Genomic DNA, 16,714 nt, shown 5'->3' with positions numbered 1-16,714 from the left:
TGGCCACCGGTGGCCAACGCCTCCACCACGGTGGCGCTCAGCCCCTCGGAGGCGGCGTACACCGCGGCAGCGAGGCCGGCGGGTCCGGAGCCGACGATGAGGACATCGCCGTGCCGGTTTGCGGCAGGCAGTGACGGCAGGCCGATGAGCCGGGCCAGTTCCGCGTTGCTGGGGTTGCGCAACAGGGTGGTGTCCCGCCAGATGACGAGCGGTGTCTCCTGCGGGCCGACGCCGAACCGGCGCAGCAGCTCCTCGGCCTCCTCGTCGGTCTCCAGGTCGATCCAGCGGTGCGGCAGCCGGTTGCGGACGGCGAACTCGCGCAGTCGCCTGGTGTCGGGTGAGTAGCGCGAGCCGATGATGCGGAAGCCGGCGCCCTGTCCGACGAGCAGCGCGCGACGGCCCAGACAGGCGCGCAGCACGACGTCCCCGATCGTCGAGTCCTGGGCCACCAGGCGGCGCAGCTGATCCAAGGGGACGACGAGGACCTCGCCCGGCTCCCTGGCGACGGCGGTGTAGAAGGCAACCTGTCCGTACAGCAGCCCGAGTTCGCCGATGAAGCGACCAGGGCCGTGCACGCGCAGCACGTGCTCCCCGGGAGTGCCGTAGTCCTCGACGACGGCGACGGTACCGCTGAGGACGACGAAGAACGTCTCGCAGCGCTCACCCTCCCGGATCAGCACGTCGTTCGGAGCCATGCTCCGGCGTTGCCCGTGCTCCGCCAGACGCGCTGTCTGGTCCTCCGTAAGGCGCGGATACGCGCCGCAGATGTCCGGGGTCTCCCGGGAGACGGACTCGTCCGCTTCCTCCGGCACTGGTTCCTCGCTCGGCGGCGACTGGTCGCGGGACATCAGACGAACGCCTCGTGGACGTAGCACCAGCGCCATTCCTCGCCGGGTTCGAGCGACTCCACGATCGGATGGCCGTCGGCAGCGGCGTGCCCGCGCGCGTGCTTGTTCGGCGAGGAGTCACAGCAGCCGACATGCCCGCAGGTCAGGCAGAGCCTCAGGTGGACCCACGGGGAGCCGAGCTGCAGACACTCCTGACATCCTTCCGGGGTCAGCGGCTGGACCGGCTTGACGAGCGCGAGGTGGGGGTCTGCGTGCAGGGTCATCCGGATCACCCTTCCCGGGCCGTGATCGATTGCTCCACCCACTGGCGCAGGACGGGGGCGGGCGCCGCCCCTGCCTGCCGGGCGACGGTCCTCCCCTTGTCGAGGACGAGCAGTGTCGGCACCGCCTGCACCTCGAAACGCTGCGCCAACCGCGGATTCTTGTCGATGTCGATTTTGACGAGTTTGATTCGGCCGGCGAGGTCGGTGGCCACCTGCTCCAGCGCCGGGCTGACCATGCGGCAGGGACCGCACCAGGTGGCCCAGAGGTCGACCACGACGGGGACGTCGGCCTGCTCGGCGACCTCGGCGAAGTCGTGGTCGCCCGCGTCGACCATCCACGGTATGGGTTGCTTGCAGTTCCCACACGTGGGGCGCCCCTCCGCGGCCGCGGGCACCCGGTTCCTGCGCCCGCAGTGCGGACAGCTGACGGTCGCCACCTGCATCGTGCTCACGCCGCCCTCGCTTCCTCCGCCGCCGCGGGCTGCTCGTAGGTGACCACCAGTTCGCCCGCCTGAGCGTCGACCCGGACCGTGGCGCCGTCCTGCACGTCGCCGCGCAGCAGGGCCCGTCCGACCAGAGTTTCGACCTCGTGGGAGATGTAGCGGCGCAGCGGTCGCGCGCCGTACACCGGGTCGTATCCCTGCCTGGCGATGAACTCGCGCGCGGTGTCGGTGACGTCGACGGTGATGCGGCGCTCGGCGAGGCGGCTGCGCAGCTCGTTGAACTGCAGCTCCACGATCCGCTCGATCTGGGTCTCACCGAGCGGCTTGAACAGCACAATGTCGTCGACGCGGTTGAGGAACTCCGGCCGGAAGTGGCCGCGCAGCTCGGCCATGACCAGCGTCCGCGCGTCCGGCTTGATCTCGCCCTCGGCGGTGGCGCCGTCGAGGAGGTGCTCAGAGCCGATGTTGGACGTCATGATGATCACGGTGTTGCGGAAGTCGACCGTGCGGCCCTGGGAGTCGGTGATCCGGCCGTCGTCGAGAACCTGCAGCAGGGTGTTGAAGACGTCGGTGTGCGCCTTCTCGATCTCGTCGAACAGCACGACCGAGTACGGCTTGCGGCGCACGGCCTCGGTGAGCTGGCCGCCCTCCTCGTAGCCCACGTACCCGGGCGGTGCACCGACCAGCCGGCTGACGGTGTGCCGCTCCTGGTACTCGCTCATGTCGAGGCGGACCATGTTGTCCTCGGAGTCGAACAGGGCCGCCGCGAGCGTCTTGGCGAGCTCTGTCTTTCCCACACCGGTGGGGCCGAGGAAGATGAACGAACCGATGGGCCGGCGCGGGTCGCGGATGCCGGAGCGGGCCCGGATGATCGCGTCGGCCACCAGCTTCACCGCTTCGTCCTGGCCGATGACCCGCTCGCGCAGGATCTCGTCCAGACGCAGCAGTTTCTCCCGCTCACCCTCCTGAAGGCGGGCGACGGGGATGCGGGTCCAGGCGGCGACGATCTCAGCGATCTCCTCCTCGGTGACGACCTCCCGCAGCAGCCGGTTCTGGCCCTGCTTCGCGGCCAGTTGTTCCTCCTCGGCCTTCAGCCGGCGCTCCAGTTCCCGGAGTTTGCCGTAGCGAAGTTCGGCGGCGCGGTTGAGGTCGTAGGCGCGCTCGGCCTCCTCCGCCTCGTGGCGCACCTGCTCCAGTTCCTGGCGCAGTTCCTGCACCCGGCGGATCGCCTGGCGTTCGGCCGCCCACTGGGCGTGCTTGGCATCGGCCTCGGCCCGCAGACCGACGAGTTCCTTGCGCAGTTCCTCCAGGCGCCCCTTGCTGGCCGGGTCGGTCTCCTTGGACAGGGCTGCCTCCTCGATCTCCAGGCGAGTCACCCGCCGGGTGATCTCGTCGAGTTCGGCGGGCATGGAGTCGATCTCGGTCCGCAGCCGGGCGCACGCCTCGTCGACGAGGTCGATGGCCTTGTCGGGCAGGAAGCGGTCGGTGATGTAGCGGTGTGACAGCGTCGCCGCCGTGACCAGCGCCGTGTCCTGGATCTTGACGCCGTGGAACACCTCCAGACGTTCGCGCAGGCCGCGCAGGATGGAGATGGTGTCCTCCACGCTCGGCTCGTCGACCAGCACTTGCTGGAAGCGGCGTTCGAGCGCGGCGTCCTTCTCGATGTGCTGCCGGTACTCGTCGAGGGTGGTCGCGCCGATCATGTGCAGTTCACCGCGGGCCAGCATCGGCTTGAGCATGTTGCCCGCGTCCATGGCGCCCTCGGCCGCCCCCGCGCCGACGACGGTGTGCAGTTCGTCGACGAAGAGCAGGATCCGGCCCTCGGCCGCCTTGACCTCGCTGAGCACGGCCCTCAGCCGTTCCTCGAACTCACCGCGGTACTTGGCGCCGGCGACCAGTGATCCCATGTCGAGGGCGAACACCGTCTTGTCGCGCAGGCCCTCGGGGACGTCGCCGCGCACGATGCGCTGCGCCAGGCCCTCGACGATGGCGGTCTTGCCGACGCCGGGGTCGCCGATGAGGACGGGGTTGTTCTTGGTCTTGCGGCTGAGGATCTGGGTGACGCGGCGGATCTCCGCGTCACGGCCGATGACGGGGTCCAGCCGCCCGGACCGGGCCTCCAGGACCAGGTCGCGGCCGTACTTCTCCAGCGCCTCGTAGGCAACTTCGGGGTTGGCCGAAGTGACCCGCTGGTTACCGCGGACCTGGGTGAGCGCTCCCAAGAACGACTCCCGGGTCACACCGTGCTCCTTGAGCAGCCGTCCGGCGGCGGTCGCCGAGCCCTCCTCGACCAGGGCGAGCACCAGGTGCTCCACGGACACGTACTCGTCCTTGAGGCGTTTGGCCTCCCGCTCGGCCGCGTCGAGCAGCCGGGACAGGCGCTGGGTGACGAAGACCTGCCCGGGTGCCGCGCCGGGGCCGGTGACCCTGGGACGCCGGGCCAGTTCCTCACGCACGGCGGCCTGCAGTTCCCCGGGTTCGCTGCCCGCCTGTTGCACCAGCCGCGGGACGAGGCCGTTCTCCTGGTCGAGGAGAGCGAGCAGCAGGTGTTCACCGTCGACCTCGGTGTGCCCCATCTGGACGGCCGCCGTCTGGGCCTCCTGGAGGGATTCCTGGGACTTCTGGGTGAGGCGGTTCATGTCCATGGCGGTATGTCACTCCTCGTACCTGCGCGGCGCAGTGCGGCTTCGAGCAGGCTGATGCGGTCCAGCAGATCGAGCACCAGGCCGATGGATGCGTAGTTGAGGCACAGCCCGGTGCGCAGCCGCTGGACACGGGCGAGAGCGGCCGGTGCCGCGGGTTCGAACATCAGCCCTCCGGAGGCGTCGCGCTCGGCTTCGACCAGTCCCAGAGCGACGAACCGGCGGATGAGGTCGGGATGGACGCCGGAGCGGCGGGCCACCGTCTGCAGGGAGAGCCTGGGCACCGGCACGATCGCGTACTGGACGCGTACCGGGGCGGCAGCGGTCAGCGAGGAGGCCTGGCGTGCCTCGGCGGGTGGGTCGCTCATCGTGTCCTCCTGGGATCGAACGAGGAGACAGTGGCGAGCTCCTCGAACAGTTCGCGCTCCCGGTCGCTGACCTTGGGCGGCACCATGACCCGGAGCTCGGCGTAGAGGTTGCCGTTGGCACCGCCCGGTCCCGGCATGCCCTCACCGCGCAGCCGCAGCCGCCGGCCGCTGGATGACCCGGCGGGCACGGCCACCTTGGCCGTCGCCCCGCTCGGCGTGGGCACCGGAACCGTCGCGCCCAGCGCGGCCTCCCAGGGGGTGACCGGAAGCTGCACGTGCACATCCCGGCCGTCGACGCGGAACTGGGGGTGCGGCTGGATCCGCACCCGCAGGTACAGGTCCCCCGCGGAACCGTCGCCGCTGCCGCGGCCGCCTTCGCCCGCCAGCCGGATGCGCTGCCCGTCGACGACGCCGGGCGGCACGTCCACCTCGTAGCGCCGCTGCCCGGAGGGCCCGGCGAGGGTGACGGTGCGGCGGCCGCCGCGGTAGGCCTCCTCGACCGTGAGCGGCAGTTCGGCCTCCTGGTCGGCTCCGGGGACACGCGCCCGTCCGGCGCCCCCGAAGAACGAGCCGAAGAGGTCGTCGACGTCGACGCCCTCCGCGCCGAAGCCGCTGGTGGCGTACCGGACCCGGGGGCCGCCCCCGGTGGACCACCGGAAGCCGCCGCCGGGTCCCGCGCCGGCACCGACCCGCTCCTCCCAGTCCTCGGGGACCTTTCGGAAGTCCTCGCCGAAGCGGTCGTAACGGGCCCGCTGGTCCGGGTCGGACAGCACACTGAAGGCCTCGTTGATCTCCTTGAACCGCTCCTCCGCCGCGGGGTCCTTGTTGACGTCGGGGTGGTACTTGCGAGCCAGCTTGCGGTACGCCCGCTGGATTTCGTCCTTGTCGGCGTTGCGCGGGATCCCGAGAAGCTCATAGAAGTCGCGTGCCATGGCCGGTCACTCCCGCTTGGCGACGGTCACGGCGGCCGGCCTCAACTGCCGCTCAGCCTCGCCGTAGCCGGGGCGCAGCACCTGCGCCACGGTGTTCGGTTCGGCCTCGGGGTCCTGGACCACGCCGACGACCTCGTGCTGGGAGGGGTCGAAGGGGACGCCGGTCTTGGCGTGACGCTCGTAGCCGAGCCGTTCGAGGATCGACACGGCCTGGTCGCGTACGGCGCGGACCCCCTCGACGATCGCCCCGGGGTCGGAGCCGGCGTGGTGCAAGGCCAGTTCGAGATTGTCGATGACGGGAAGGAAGGCCGCGGCCGTGCGGGCGCGTTCGGCCGCGCGCTCCCGTTCCAGCTCTCTGGCGTGCCGCTTGCGCAGGTTGTCGAGATCGGCGAGGGCACGCCGCCAGCGGTCCTCGACCTCTTTCAGCGCGGCCGCGTACTCGTCCTCGGCCCCGGCCGGACCGGTGGCCGCATCGGGCCCCGGTTCGGCCTCCGTGGTCGACGACGGGGGCTCGGGCAGATCGCCCTGTGGCGGCTGCACGGCGCCTTCGGGCGGCCGGTCAGGGGCTCGGTCCTGGGGAGGGATCGGCATGGCGGATACCTCAGCCCTTGTCGAACTCGGCGTCGATCACGTCTTCGTCGGCGTCCGCCCCGCCCTGCCCGGAGCCGTCCGGCCCGGCCGTGCCCGACGGACCACTCGCCGCCGCGGCTCCGGCCTGGTGGGCGGAGAGCCCGGCGTAGACCTGCTGGAGTTCGGAGGTCAGCGGCCTGACCTTGTCCACGCCGGCCTCGTTCTTGACCGCGTCGCGGGCCTCGGCCACCAGCATGTCGGCGCGGGCTTTCTCGTGCGCGGGCGCGGCGTCGCCCAGTTCGTTCAGGCGCTTTTCGACCTGGTAGGCGACCGCGTCCAGTTCGTTGCGTGCATCGACGGCCTCCCGCAGCGCCTCGTCCTGGCTTCGGTTGCGTTCGGCCTCCCCGACCATGCGCTCGACCTCGCTCCGGTCGAGGTTCGAGCTCTCGCTGATGGTGATGCCCTGCTCCTTGCCGGTGTCCTTGTCCCGCGCGGTGACGTTGAGGATGCCGTTGGCGTCGATGTCAAAGGTGACCTCGATCTGCGGCTCGCCGCGCGGCGCGGGGCGGATGTCGGTGAGCTGGAAGCGCCCCAGGACCCGGTTGTCGGCGGCACTCTCCCGCTCGCCCTGCAGGACGACGACGTCGACGGCGGGCTGGTTGTCCGCAGCGGTGGAGAAGGTCTCCGTACGGCGCACCGGGATGGTGGTGTTCCGCTCGATGATCTTCGTCATCACGCCGCCGCGTGTCTCCACACCCAGCGACAACGGGGTGACATCGAGCAGCAGAACATCTTTGACCTCGCCCTTGAGGACCCCGGCCTGGATCGCGGCGCCCATCGCCACGACCTCGTCGGGGTTGACACTCATGTTGGGTTCCTTGCCGCCGGTCAGCCTCCGCACCAGGGCCTGAACGGCGGGGATGCGAGTGGAGCCGCCGACGAGGATGACCTCGTCGATGTCGTTGTCGCTGACCTTGGCGTCGTCCATGGCCTGCCGCACCGGGCCCAGGCAGCGCTCCACCAGGTCGCCGGTGATCTGCTCGAACGTGGATCGCATGATCGTCGTGGTCAGATGCTTGGGCCCGGAGGCGTCAGCCGTGATGAACGGCAGGCTGACCTGCGTCTGGGTCACCGAGCTGAGTTCGGTCTTCGCCTTCTCGGCGGCCTCGAACAGACGTTGCAGCGCCTGCGGGTCCTGGCGCAGGTCGATGCCGTTCTCCTTCTGGAAGCCGTCGGCGAGCTGGTCGACCAGCCGGCGGTCGAAGTCATCGCCGCCCAGATGGCTGTCGCCCGCCGTGGACCGTACCTCCACCACACCGTCGCCGACGTCGAGGATGCTCACGTCGAAGGTGCCGCCGCCCAGGTCGAAGACGAGCACCGTCTCATGCTGCTTCTTGTCCATGCCGTAGGCGAGGGCGGCTGCGGTCGGCTCGTTGACGATCCGCAGCACTTCCAGGCCGGCGATCCGTCCGGCGTCCCTGGTGGCGGTGCGCTGGGCGTCGTTGAAGTAGGCCGGCACCGTGATGACTGCCTCCGTGACCCGTTCCCCCAGTTGCTTGGAGGCGTCGTCGGCGAGCTTGCGCAGCACCTGCGCGCTGATCTCCTCGGGCGCGTAGAGCTTGTCGCGCACCTTGAAGCGGGCGGCGCCACCATCACCCTCGACCACGTCGTACGCGACGGCCTTGGCCTCCTCGGAGATCTCGTCGAAATGGCGGCCGACGAACCGCTTGGCCGAGTAGATGGTCCCCTTGGGGTTGAGGATTGCCTGGCGGCGGGCCAACTGGCCCACCAGGCGCTCACCGGTGTCGGTGAAGGCCACCACGGACGGTGTTGTGCGGTTGCCCTCGCTGTTGGGTACGACCGTCGACTCGCCGCCCTCCCAGACGGCGATCACCGAGTTGGTGGTGCCCAGGTCGATCCCGACTGCCTTGGCCATGAGGAACTCCTTCCGCGGCGGTCGACGTCCGTCGGCGACCGTTCACCCTCCGGGCCCTGTCCGCCCGGCTTCGACACTCGTTCAGCTGGGGGCGGGCCGCTGCGCGGGCCACTGCCCTTCGAGGACGCGCTCTCCGCCTGTCCGCAGACCTTGCTCTCCGGCCCGGCGACCAGCCGAACGGCCGTACCCGCTGGGCTTGCACCGAGCGCACCCGGGTGGACTCCGGCGGCCGGCCCTGGGCCGCGTGCGGCAGCAGGCCGAGCCGGGCGCCGAAGGTCGCTCCGCAGATCAGTCCGTTCAGGGTGAGGAGCAGAGTGGGCACGACCGGCTTCAGCCAGTCCAGCAGTCCCGCAAGAAATCCAGCCGACGAGCGCGCCGGGCAGCGCTCCGGTGACCCCGCCGTGCCGGGCGGCCTCGTCCCAGCCCCTTCCGTCGATCACTGGTTCGAACTGGCGTGCGGCCCCGCCGGTGAGCGCCGCCTTCTGAACGGGAAAGCCCCGGTCGACGAGGTGATCGAGGGGACGTTCGGCTTCCTGGCATGTCGGGGACGGGGCAACGGTCGTACGGGCCTGCTCGCTCATGGCCTGTCCTTTCCGGCGGCGACCGCCGAGCGGTCCCTGCAGGCCCCAGAGTGGCGGTTCACGCGGTCACCCGACCTGCGCCCAGCGGGTCGAAAAGTGGCACCGGCGGTCGGTCTGCCAGGACAGGAGGCGTGACGCGTGATTCGGGTTGGCGACTCGCAGCACGGGTACTCGAATTCGACCTAGCATGAGGGCGGGGGTTCCTGGATGTGCTTTTCTTCGAAGCCCGGGGGAGAACGGAAGTGATCCCATGGCCGGCCGTCCGAGGCAAGGCCTGTCTCCCCGCTTCGACGCTCAGCCGGCGGACTCTCCGGGCACCACCGTGCCCGTGGACGAGCAGCGGCATGTCCTCGGCCACACGGCCGCCCCAGCTCGGGGCGCGGCGGACCCTCATGGGCTGCTGGCGCTCTCCCAGACTCTGTTCGCCAGCGCGGACGAACGCGAGATCCTTGGTCTTGCCCTGGCGCACGTCGCAACCCTCGGGCCGTACCGCGCCGAGGTCGGCGTTCTCTCGAACGACGGTGCACTGACCGGCGCCGCCGGATCCGCGGACGCGGTCAAGGTCAAGGTGCAACTACGGAGGCTGGCCCGGACGGACGGTCCCCTGACCCTTCCCGGGCGGCCCTGGTGCTGGGCGTTCGCTCTGCGCAGCGCCGAGGGCGTGCTCGGCCACCTGGCGGTGTCGTCCCGGTTCCCACCCGGTGAGCGGGACAACTTCCTCCTCTCCACCCTGGTGCGGCTCACCGCGGCGGCGTTGTCTCTGGCGATCGCGCGACGCCGGCAGGCCGACGGCGCCCGGGAGCTGAGCAGGCTGCGCAGCCAGCGGGCCGCCGTCCTCAGGCAACTGGACGCCCTGCGGACCGAGGTCCGGCAGCAGCGGATCGTCCACGAGGCGCTCGGACGTGTCGCGGGTCTGGGGGGCGGAGAGGACGCCCTCACCCAGGCGCTGTACGAACTGACCGGTCTGCCGGCACTCGTCGAGGACCGCTCCGGCAACTTGCGTTCCTGGGCGGGCCCGGGCCGCCCGACTTCTTATCCGGTGCCGGTTGCCGCCCGCCGGGAGGAGATGCTGCGCGAGGTGGCCCTCGAAGCGGGACCGGTGCGGGTCAAGGACCGGCTGCTCGCCCTGGCCCGGCCACGCGGCGAGGTGCTGGGCGTGCTGGCCCTGATGGACCCCGACCGCACGGCGGACGCCCGCACCGTGTTCGCACTGGACCACGCCGTGCGGTCGCTCGCCCTGGAGCTGACGCATCTGCGCGACCTGGCAGAAGTCGAGCTGCGGCTGCACCGCGAGTTGGTCGAAGACCTGCTGGAGGGCGCGGACGAGGCGAGCGCGTACGCCAGATCCGACGCCGTCGGCCACGATCTGCACCGGCCGCACTACGTGATGGTGGTGCACTCAAGGGGCAGGGTGGCGGACGACGAATCCCTCACGCGGCCCGTCGAGCGGGCGGCAGCGGCCTTGGGCTTGCGACCGCTGGCCATCCGCCGCGGGGACTGCGTGGTCCTGCTGACCGAGACGAAACCGCACGAGGACACGCTGGGCGAGGCGCTGGACCGGGAGTTCGGCGCGCACACCTGGTCGGTCGGGGTGAGCGCCCGCTGCGACTCCCCCGGTAGTATCCCCCGCTGCTACCAGGAGGCGCTGCGGGCCCTGGGGGTGCGGCAGGGCTCCCGTGCACGGGACGGATCAACGTTCTTCGACGACCTGGGGCTCTACCGGATTCTGGGGCCCGGGAACGACCTGCACGAGCTGGAAGCGTTCGTCCGCGAGTGGCTCGGGGCGCTCATCGACTACGACAGACGGCATGGCACGGACATGGTGCAGACGCTCGCCGAGTACTTCGACTGCGGTGGCAACTACGACGAGACCGCCACCGCTCTCGCCGTTCACCGCAGCACACTGCGCTACCGGCTCCAGCGCATCCGTGAGATCGGGGGCCGCGACCTCACGGATGTGGACACCCGACTCAATCTCCAGGTGGCAACACGTGTGTGGAGGATCATGCTCGGTGGGCAGGGCTGACCGTGGTTCTGCGGGGCGGCCCACGACATCGGCCACCGGCCCGACGCGCAGGGACGGCCGCTGGCGACCAGCGGGCCGCGGGTGCCCTCCAGCCTGCCGTCCGTCCCCGGCGCGCACGCGCGGCGCCCGAGCCGTTCCGCCGTGGCGCAGTCGGCGTGCCGAAGGACCCGGGGTCACCCAGCGGATTCCAAGGCCTGGGAGAAGTCCCTTCCGAGCTGCGACATCAGGTCGTTGAACTCCTTCTCGCTGACCGCCTCCCGGAGCACGGCCAGTACGGTCCGCACGCCCCGATCGGCTTCCTCCTTCTTGAGCATGGTGCGTTCGGCCACGCGCCGCACGCTGTCGTGGTGGCCGAAGCGCTCGATGCGGTCCGTGGTTCCCCGGCGCACCGCTTCCGCGAGGCTCCCGGAGAGCTCAGTGACCAGGTCCGTGGCCTCCCCCGGGCTCAGCCGGTGGGCCAGCGTCTCGAGCGTGGCCCAGGTCAGGTCCGCCGCCTCCTGTCGGCTCAGCCCGGTGCGCTCGGCGACGGTACGGACGAACTCCTTCTCATCCATGCGTCGTGACCCCTTCGCTGTTGTGTTGCGACGAACGTCGCGGCCCCCCTCTGCAAGCCTGCCACGCCCACCCGGCGCCCGCCCACGGACGGCTTGACGCCTCAGTGCACCGTGGTGTGCGGGAGCCGCGCCGGATGGTGGGGAGGACGTCGAGTCCGACCGTGTCGCACGTGGCGAAGAGCCACACCATAAGGGCGCCGGCACAGCCGGGCTGGATCATCTGCGGCAGTGGATCGTCGACTCCGCGCCGGTGGGATGCGGCCGCCCCCGGGAGACCGTGAAACGCTCCGGTCTGGCCGGAGGGGCCAAGTACGGCTACTGCGCCGGCCACGGTCGCTTGTGCGAGGGCCTGCGCCTGCACCTGGTGTGCAACCCCTCTTCCGAGCGAGGGCGGCAGGGCCCGGCCGATGGCCTGTCAGAAACGTGACCGAGTCGCGCGCCGTTGCGTGAAGGAGATCAGGTGTGATCCCCTGGCCCGGGTGACAGGCCTCGCTGCGACCGCGAATCTCCGAGCATGTGCGGCGCGCGGGCCTTGGTGAAAGTGCCCGGTCCAACCCCTGTCCGGGATGTCAGCTCAGTTCGGCGACGTGCACAGGGGTGCGCTGCTACAGCAGCCGGTCGAACACCGCGGCGACGCCCTCCCAATGGCTGGTCTGCGGGTTCTTGACGTCCGGATACATGATCTTGAACGTCTCGGACAGCGCGACACTGAGACCGCCGATGATCTCGGGGTAGCGCTCTTCGGTCTCCTGGGTGGGCGTCCTGTCGAGGGGAGGGTGCGCGGCCAGCAGTTCCAGGATCGGCTTCAGCTCGACCTCCTCGTCGAGCCGCCGGAACCGGTGGATGCTCTCCTGGAGACCCTTGGTGACCGGCAGGTCCCACGGTTCGACGGTGTCACGACCGTTGGCCTTGGCCGACGCCTGGCCGACGACCAGGAGGTCGTAGAGCTTGGCATCGACGAAGTCGCCGTACCGCTTCAGGTCGTTCTTGTCCACGTCGAGGCCTGCGGCAGCGCGGAAGAACCTCTCGAACTTCGACACACCCATCACGGTCATGCCTCTCGCCTCCTACCGGGAACCATGCGGCATCGCCGCCGCAGGCACCGAGATCGGCTGTTACCCGGTCAAGATTCGCAGAACCCCCTGATGCGCGCCTGCGCCCGCCAGGCCGAAAAGGGCCGCTCCCTCTTCGCCTGGCAGAGCAGCTTGAAGTGCGCAGCCATCTCCTCAGCCGGCCGTGCGGCCGTCCCCCCGTTGGAGACTGCACGACGTCGCAGCGCCTCGAACCTGACCGCACCACACGACCTGCTCGCCAGCGATGACCAAACCGACGGAAAAACGCACGGCCGCGTGGACGAGCTCGGGGAAACGGCCCTCAGTGCGCCGCGACGAGACTGCACAAGTCCGGGCTGGACTGCGGATTCCAGTCGTGCTGGGCCGTTTCGCGACGGGGACGCCGGGAACTCGAAAGGCGTGCCGCCGGAACGCAGGGGCTCCGCCCAGCGGGCGGCGGCATCACCGTTCCACCCCATCCGGATGAACGGCCCGCAGAGGCATGCCGGAGCCGCGGACCCCGTCGCACCAACTCCCGGGAGTCAGGCTCTGTGCGCTCGCCATCACCGGCGTGCTGCGGACATGCCGCGCACCGAAGGAAGCAATCATGAAAGCAGCGGTATACGAAGGTCCGCGAACGGTCGCGGTGAAGGACGTACCGGACGCAAAGATCGAACACCCCTGCGACATCATCGTCAAGATCACCGCCACCAACATCTGCGGTTCGGACCTGCACATGTACGAGGGCCGCACCTCCTTCGAGTCCGGCCGCACCCTGGGACACGAGAACATGGGCCAGGTCGTGGAGGTCGGCTCGGCCGTCCGCAAGGTCAAGGTCGGCGAGTACGTGGTCCTGCCCTTCAACATCGCCTGCGGCTTCTGCAAGCAGTGCGAGCGGGGTCTGACCAACTACTGCCTGACGATGCAGCCGGAACCGGCCCTCGCCGGAGCGGCCTACGGATTCGCCGACATGGGCCCTTACCAGGGCGGCCAGGCGGAACTGCTGCGCGTACCCTACGGCGACTTCAACGCGCTGCGTCTGGGCGAGGACGCCGCCGAGCGGCAGACCGACTACGTCATGCTCGCCGACATCTTCCCCACCGGCTATCACGCCACCGAGATGGCCCACGTCAAGCCGGGCGACCAGACCATCGTCTTCGGGGCTGGTCCCGTCGGGCTGATGGCAACCTACTCCGCGCTCCTCAAGGGCGCCGGCCGCGTCTGGACGGCTGACCACCAGCCCGACCGGCTGCGCAAGGCCGAGGAGATCGGGGCCATCCCGATCAACACCGCTGAGCAGGACCCCGCGGAGGTCGTCAAGGAGGCCACCCTCGGTCTGGGCGCCGACAACGGCTGCGAATGCGTCGGCTACCAGGCGCACGACCCCCAGGGACACGAGGACGCCAGCCTCACGCTCAACGGACTGATCGAGTCGGTCAGGTTCACGGGTGACATCGGCGTGGTCGGCGTGTTCCTGCCCGAGGACCCCGGCGGTGCCGAAACCCAGGGGCAGCTGGAGGCGCAGGGCAAGGTCCCGATCGACTTCGGGCTGATGTGGTTCAAGGGCCAGCACATGGGCACCGGGCAGGCGCCGGTGAAGAAGTACAACCGGGCGCTGCGGGACCTGATCGCCGGCGGGAAGGCAAAGCCGAGCTTTGTCGTCTCCCACGAACTCAGCCTGGACGAGGCCTCCACCGCCTACGAGCACTTCGACGCCCGTGACGAGGGCTGGACCAAGGTGGTCCTGCATCCCAACGGACACGGCAACGGCCACAAGCGCTGAGTGACCCGAGAACCGCCGTCCCGCCTGCTCCCCCGGACCGGCACCGGCTCCGGCCGGGGTGGGCGGGCGGCGGTCGCATGCGCTCCGGTCGAACCGGCCCAGTTGCGATCGTCCGCGTCCTGCCCGGTAGGACGCCTTCGGGCCCCAGCCGCCGGCTCGGCAGGCGCGTACTCGATAGGCGGGGTGAACCCGTTTCTCGAACCTATTTATCTGCCGTGATGACACTCGCGGCGCGCGGCACGGCGTCGCGCTACGGACAGCGGCCCTCACCAGCCCCTCACTAAAGGAATGAGCACCATGGCACACGAACTCCGCGGTCGGAAGGTCGCGATCCTCGCGGCCGACGGCGTCGAGCGCGTCGAACTGGAGCAGCCGCGTGGCGCCCTGCACGGCGCCGGGGCGAAGACCGAGGTCCTCTCCATCCATCCCGGCGAGATCCAGGCCCGCCAGTGGGACCTGAACTCCGCGGGGACCTTCCCCGTCGACCGGCTCGTATCGGACGCCTCCGCCGACGACTACGACGCCTTGCTGCTGCCCGGCGGCACCATGAACCCCGACCAGCTCCGCGTGAACGAGGACGCCGTCGGCTTCGTCAAGGCCTTCGTCAACGCGGGAAAGCCCGTGGCCACGCTCTGCCACGGCCCGTGGACCCTGGTGGAAGCCGATGTCGTGCGCGGCCGCCGGCTCACCTCGTGGCCGAGCATCCGCACGGATCTGCGTCATGCAGGAGCCGAGGTCGTCGACGAGGAAGTCGTCATCGACGGCCAGTTCACCTCGAGCCGGTCGCCCGCGGACCTGCCCGCCTTCTGCGCCGCCATCGTCGAGCAGTTCGCGCAAGCCGGGCGCCCGGTCTCCAGCGCCTAACTCGGCAGCGAGCGCCACGCCCCAGGCGCCCGCAGGACATCCGCACACGCTCACGGAGAGGACCCGGTGAACGGCATGCAGAACACCAGCCGACCGCGACCGCCGGCGGGAATCGTGACGGTCACGAGCCCTCACCGGTTCGACGAGACCGTCGACCGCCTCGTCGGGGCCGTCCACCATGCCGGACTCACGCTCTTCACCGTGGTCGATCATGCAGGCGGCGCCCGCGCTGCCGGACTGGAGATGCACCCCGCGAAGCTGCTGGTCCTCGGAGACCCGGCGGCGGGAACGCCTGCCATGATCGCCAGCCCCGAGATGGGGCTGGAGCTGCCGCTGCGGCTCCTGGTGTGGGAGGACGACCGGCATGAAGTCCTGGTGAGCCGTCAGGACACCTCGGAGTGGGGGGACCGCTTCGGCGTCCGTGCAGACGTCCTCGCGCCGCTGTCCCGGGTGGCCGCCCTGGTCGATCGCGCCCTCGCGCCGGAGCGCGGGCCGTCCATCGCGTAGCGGAACCGGCGTCCCCATCGGCCGGATCCCTGGGAAGCCGTCGCGTCGCGGGGAAAGCCGCCTGTGCGACGGTTCGTCAGCGGTACGGCTGCCCGTCGTCGCGGTAGGTGGTGGTGCCTTCGGTCAGCCGCCACGAACGGCTGCGCCGGGTCAGGCCCCAGCCCTCGGGTGCGCGCCGCGCGTCACTGATCCACGCGGCGAGTTCGGCCAGGGCATGCTGCTGCAGGGCACGGCGGGCTGTGGCCCGTTCGGTGGCTGGAAGTGGTGCGACGCGGATCCGCACACTGTTCCACAACGCGGGGTGGATGCCGTTGCCGTAGTTGGAGGAGATCGGCGGGACCCACTCGACCTGCAGGAGGGTCCCGTCATCGTGTGCGCGGTCGTCGAAGCTCAGGTCGACGGCATCGGCCGCCTGCTCGCCAAGGGCAGCGCGGATGTCGGACGTGGTGAGCGGCCACGAGAGACTGCGGGGCAGGCGACGGTTACGGGCAGGCACGCTCCCAGCGTGACAGACGCTGTGGGGTCGGAAACCTCGGGCTCATACCGGGGCAACGGGCAGCTGAGCCCGGTGACGGGCCAGGCAGCCCGGTTCTGCCGCGGCTGCGGATGTCGTCGTTGACCTGCTGGTCCCGCTGACCCACTGCGGACAGCAAATCAGGCCCGCAGCACCTCGTCGGGGCCTTTTCGCCGGGTGTCCCCTCCCCGGTCAACGGTCTTGTTCTCCGGTGGACGCTGCGTCGGCTCTTGTCGAAAAGCTGACTCAGGTGCTCGTCCGGCGGATGGGCCACCGGACATTCGACCGCACGTCGGTTGTCCAGGTCAGGGGCATGTGTAGTCGAAGCCGGCCGAGGCGTGGAGTGAGCGGGGAGCGGTGAGCTGCAGGGTCGCGGTGCCGTGGAAGGACCCGTGGCCCTGGACGGTCCAGCGCAGCGGTACCTGGACCTGGTGGGAACCCTCGGCGACCTGCTGGGTCATCGGGCCGGAGTCCGTGCCGTCGCTGCGCACCCAGTGGAAACGGAGGGTGCCGCCGTGGCCGTTGGTGCGGACGGTCGCGGTGACGGTGGCCGTGGCGTCGCAGCCGAGCCGCGCCGGGGTGGCGGCCGCGGTCNNCGCCATCGGCCTGCGCGGCGCCGCCTGCGGTGCGGCCGGGGCCGCGCCGCCGCGCCACACCTCGATGGTGCGGGCGGTTTTCGGGTCGGGCACCCCCGGGCCGAACCGGATCAGCGGCTCGGGCTGAGGCACGGGCTGCGGTGGGGCGGGGGCCGGGGGCAGCGTGCGCTCGCGGACGGTGGGCTCGTACGGGGCCGGCTCGGCGGCGGTGGGCCGGTACGCCGTGGGCTTGTAC

15 protein-coding genes and 2 pseudogenes are annotated in these 16,714 nt (G+C 70.5%); 5 read left to right on the top strand and 12 right to left on the bottom strand.

The annotated features are described in order from the left end of the window. The 8 genes from AOK09_RS15895 to dnaK all read right to left on the bottom strand — a co-directional run. Positions 1 to 848: cyclic nucleotide-binding domain-containing protein (locus tag AOK09_RS15895; RefSeq protein WP_157875915.1), on the bottom strand; the 848-nt coding region annotated here is incomplete at its 3' end. Further along, positions 848 to 1,111, bottom strand: coding sequence for a UBP-type zinc finger domain-containing protein (locus tag AOK09_RS15890; RefSeq protein ID WP_055587853.1), 264 nt, complete (start codon positions 1,109 to 1,111; stop codon positions 848 to 850). The genes AOK09_RS15895 and AOK09_RS15890, both read right to left, overlap by 1 nt. 5 nt (positions 1,112 to 1,116) lie before the next feature. Next, on the bottom strand, positions 1,117 to 1,554 hold the full coding sequence (trxA, locus tag AOK09_RS15885; protein WP_407675407.1) for a thioredoxin: 438 nt from the start codon (positions 1,552 to 1,554) through the stop codon (positions 1,117 to 1,119). 5 nt (positions 1,555 to 1,559) lie between these two features. Continuing rightward, positions 1,560 to 4,199, bottom strand: coding sequence for an ATP-dependent chaperone ClpB (clpB, locus tag AOK09_RS15880; protein ID WP_055587848.1), 2,640 nt, complete (start codon positions 4,197 to 4,199; stop codon positions 1,560 to 1,562). Beyond that, complete coding sequence (locus tag AOK09_RS15875) at positions 4,190 to 4,564, bottom strand: chaperone modulator CbpM (RefSeq protein WP_245687312.1); 375 nt, start codon at positions 4,562 to 4,564, stop codon at positions 4,190 to 4,192. Before AOK09_RS15875 ends, clpB begins: the two co-directional genes overlap by 10 nt. Beyond that, positions 4,561 to 5,496, bottom strand: a complete 936-nt coding sequence (locus tag AOK09_RS15870; RefSeq protein WP_055587847.1) for a DnaJ C-terminal domain-containing protein — start codon at positions 5,494 to 5,496, stop codon at positions 4,561 to 4,563. The genes AOK09_RS15875 and AOK09_RS15870 overlap by 4 nt, the downstream gene beginning before the upstream one ends. A gap of 6 nt (positions 5,497 to 5,502) precedes the next feature. Beyond that, positions 5,503 to 6,087: a nucleotide exchange factor GrpE gene (gene grpE, locus AOK09_RS15865; RefSeq protein ID WP_055587846.1), complete on the bottom strand. Its 585-nt coding sequence runs from the start codon at positions 6,085 to 6,087 to the stop codon at positions 5,503 to 5,505. Positions 6,088 to 6,097: 10 nt separating this feature from the next. Next, positions 6,098 to 8,002: a molecular chaperone DnaK gene (dnaK, locus tag AOK09_RS15860; protein WP_055587845.1), complete on the bottom strand. Its 1,905-nt coding sequence runs from the start codon at positions 8,000 to 8,002 to the stop codon at positions 6,098 to 6,100. Positions 8,003 to 8,911: 909 nt separating this feature from the next. On the opposite strand from dnaK, the gene AOK09_RS15855 reads away from it, so the two are divergent. Then, complete coding sequence (locus tag AOK09_RS15855; RefSeq protein ID WP_055587851.1) at positions 8,912 to 10,609, top strand: PucR family transcriptional regulator; 1,698 nt, start codon at positions 8,912 to 8,914, stop codon at positions 10,607 to 10,609. Between the two features lie 173 nt (positions 10,610 to 10,782). Here the strand turns inward: AOK09_RS15855 and AOK09_RS15850 are convergent, their stop codons facing one another. Then, positions 10,783 to 11,163 carry a DUF2267 domain-containing protein gene (locus AOK09_RS15850; RefSeq protein WP_055587844.1) on the bottom strand — a complete coding sequence of 127 codons (381 nt, stop codon included), beginning with the start codon at positions 11,161 to 11,163 and terminating at the stop codon, positions 10,783 to 10,785. A 229-nt stretch (positions 11,164 to 11,392) separates the two neighbouring features. Here AOK09_RS15850 and AOK09_RS43855 point away from each other — a divergent pair. Next, a pseudogene (locus tag AOK09_RS43855) lies at positions 11,393 to 11,539 on the top strand (IS982 family transposase); the annotation flags it as partial. A 229-nt stretch (positions 11,540 to 11,768) separates the two neighbouring features. On the opposite strand, the gene AOK09_RS15845 reads toward AOK09_RS43855, so the two are convergent. Continuing rightward, the gene (locus tag AOK09_RS15845; protein ID WP_055587843.1) at positions 11,769 to 12,218 is read right to left on the bottom strand and encodes a DUF1931 family protein; all 450 of its coding nucleotides are present in this window, start codon (positions 12,216 to 12,218) and stop codon (positions 11,769 to 11,771) included. A 604-nt stretch (positions 12,219 to 12,822) separates the two neighbouring features. On the opposite strand from AOK09_RS15845, the gene AOK09_RS15840 reads away from it, so the two are divergent. The 3 genes from AOK09_RS15840 to AOK09_RS15830 all read left to right on the top strand — a co-directional run bounded on the left by AOK09_RS15840 (position 12,823) and on the right by AOK09_RS15830 (position 15,369). After that, positions 12,823 to 13,998: a glutathione-independent formaldehyde dehydrogenase gene (locus AOK09_RS15840; protein WP_055587842.1), complete on the top strand. Its 1,176-nt coding sequence runs from the start codon at positions 12,823 to 12,825 to the stop codon at positions 13,996 to 13,998. A gap of 297 nt (positions 13,999 to 14,295) precedes the next feature. Continuing rightward, positions 14,296 to 14,862: a type 1 glutamine amidotransferase domain-containing protein gene (locus tag AOK09_RS15835; protein ID WP_055587841.1), complete on the top strand. Its 567-nt coding sequence runs from the start codon at positions 14,296 to 14,298 to the stop codon at positions 14,860 to 14,862. A gap of 114 nt (positions 14,863 to 14,976) precedes the next feature. Beyond that, positions 14,977 to 15,369, top strand: coding sequence for a DUF302 domain-containing protein (locus AOK09_RS15830; protein WP_055587850.1), 393 nt, complete (start codon positions 14,977 to 14,979; stop codon positions 15,367 to 15,369). Positions 15,370 to 15,445: 76 nt separating this feature from the next. On the opposite strand, the gene AOK09_RS15825 is transcribed toward AOK09_RS15830, so the two are convergent. Together AOK09_RS15825 and AOK09_RS41320 are read right to left on the bottom strand one after the other, a co-directional pair. Next, positions 15,446 to 15,865 (bottom strand): hypothetical protein, encoded by a 420-nt coding sequence (locus AOK09_RS15825; protein WP_055587840.1) that lies wholly within the window; start codon positions 15,863 to 15,865, stop codon positions 15,446 to 15,448. Between the two features lie 614 nt (positions 15,866 to 16,479). Further along, positions 16,480 to 16,714: pseudogene (locus AOK09_RS41320) on the bottom strand (hypothetical protein); the annotation flags it as partial.

Origin of the sequence: Peterkaempfera griseoplana, from assembly GCF_001418575.1 — a bacterium.
In the GTDB taxonomy this organism is placed as follows: Bacteria; Actinomycetota; Actinomycetes; order Streptomycetales; family Streptomycetaceae; genus Peterkaempfera; species Peterkaempfera griseoplana.
Note: the sequence above shows the minus strand (reverse complement) of the source record. Positions and strands in the feature narration are given on the sequence as shown.

Excerpts from the sequence above, each read along its gene's own strand:
- clpB (WP_055587848.1), bottom strand. The coding sequence starts at position 4,199 with ATGGACATGAACCGCCTCACCCAGAAGTCCCAGGAATCCCTCCAGGAG.
- AOK09_RS15840 (WP_055587842.1), top strand. The coding sequence starts at position 12,823 with ATGAAAGCAGCGGTATACGAAGGTCCGCGAACGGTCGCGGTGAAGGAC.
- AOK09_RS15835 (WP_055587841.1), top strand. The coding sequence starts at position 14,296 with ATGGCACACGAACTCCGCGGTCGGAAGGTCGCGATCCTCGCGGCCGAC.
- AOK09_RS15870 (WP_055587847.1), bottom strand. The coding sequence starts at position 5,496 with ATGGCACGCGACTTCTATGAGCTTCTCGGGATCCCGCGCAACGCCGAC.
- AOK09_RS15875 (WP_245687312.1), bottom strand. The coding sequence starts at position 4,564 with ATGAGCGACCCACCCGCCGAGGCACGCCAGGCCTCCTCGCTGACCGCT.
- grpE (WP_055587846.1), bottom strand. The coding sequence starts at position 6,087 with ATGCCGATCCCTCCCCAGGACCGAGCCCCTGACCGGCCGCCCGAAGGC.
- AOK09_RS15850 (WP_055587844.1), bottom strand. The coding sequence starts at position 11,163 with ATGGATGAGAAGGAGTTCGTCCGTACCGTCGCCGAGCGCACCGGGCTG.
- AOK09_RS15890 (WP_055587853.1), bottom strand. The coding sequence starts at position 1,111 with ATGACCCTGCACGCAGACCCCCACCTCGCGCTCGTCAAGCCGGTCCAG.
- AOK09_RS15845 (WP_055587843.1), bottom strand. The coding sequence starts at position 12,218 with ATGACCGTGATGGGTGTGTCGAAGTTCGAGAGGTTCTTCCGCGCTGCC.
- trxA (WP_407675407.1), bottom strand. The coding sequence starts at position 1,554 with ATGCAGGTGGCGACCGTCAGCTGTCCGCACTGCGGGCGCAGGAACCGG.
- dnaK (WP_055587845.1), bottom strand. The coding sequence starts at position 8,002 with ATGGCCAAGGCAGTCGGGATCGACCTGGGCACCACCAACTCGGTGATC.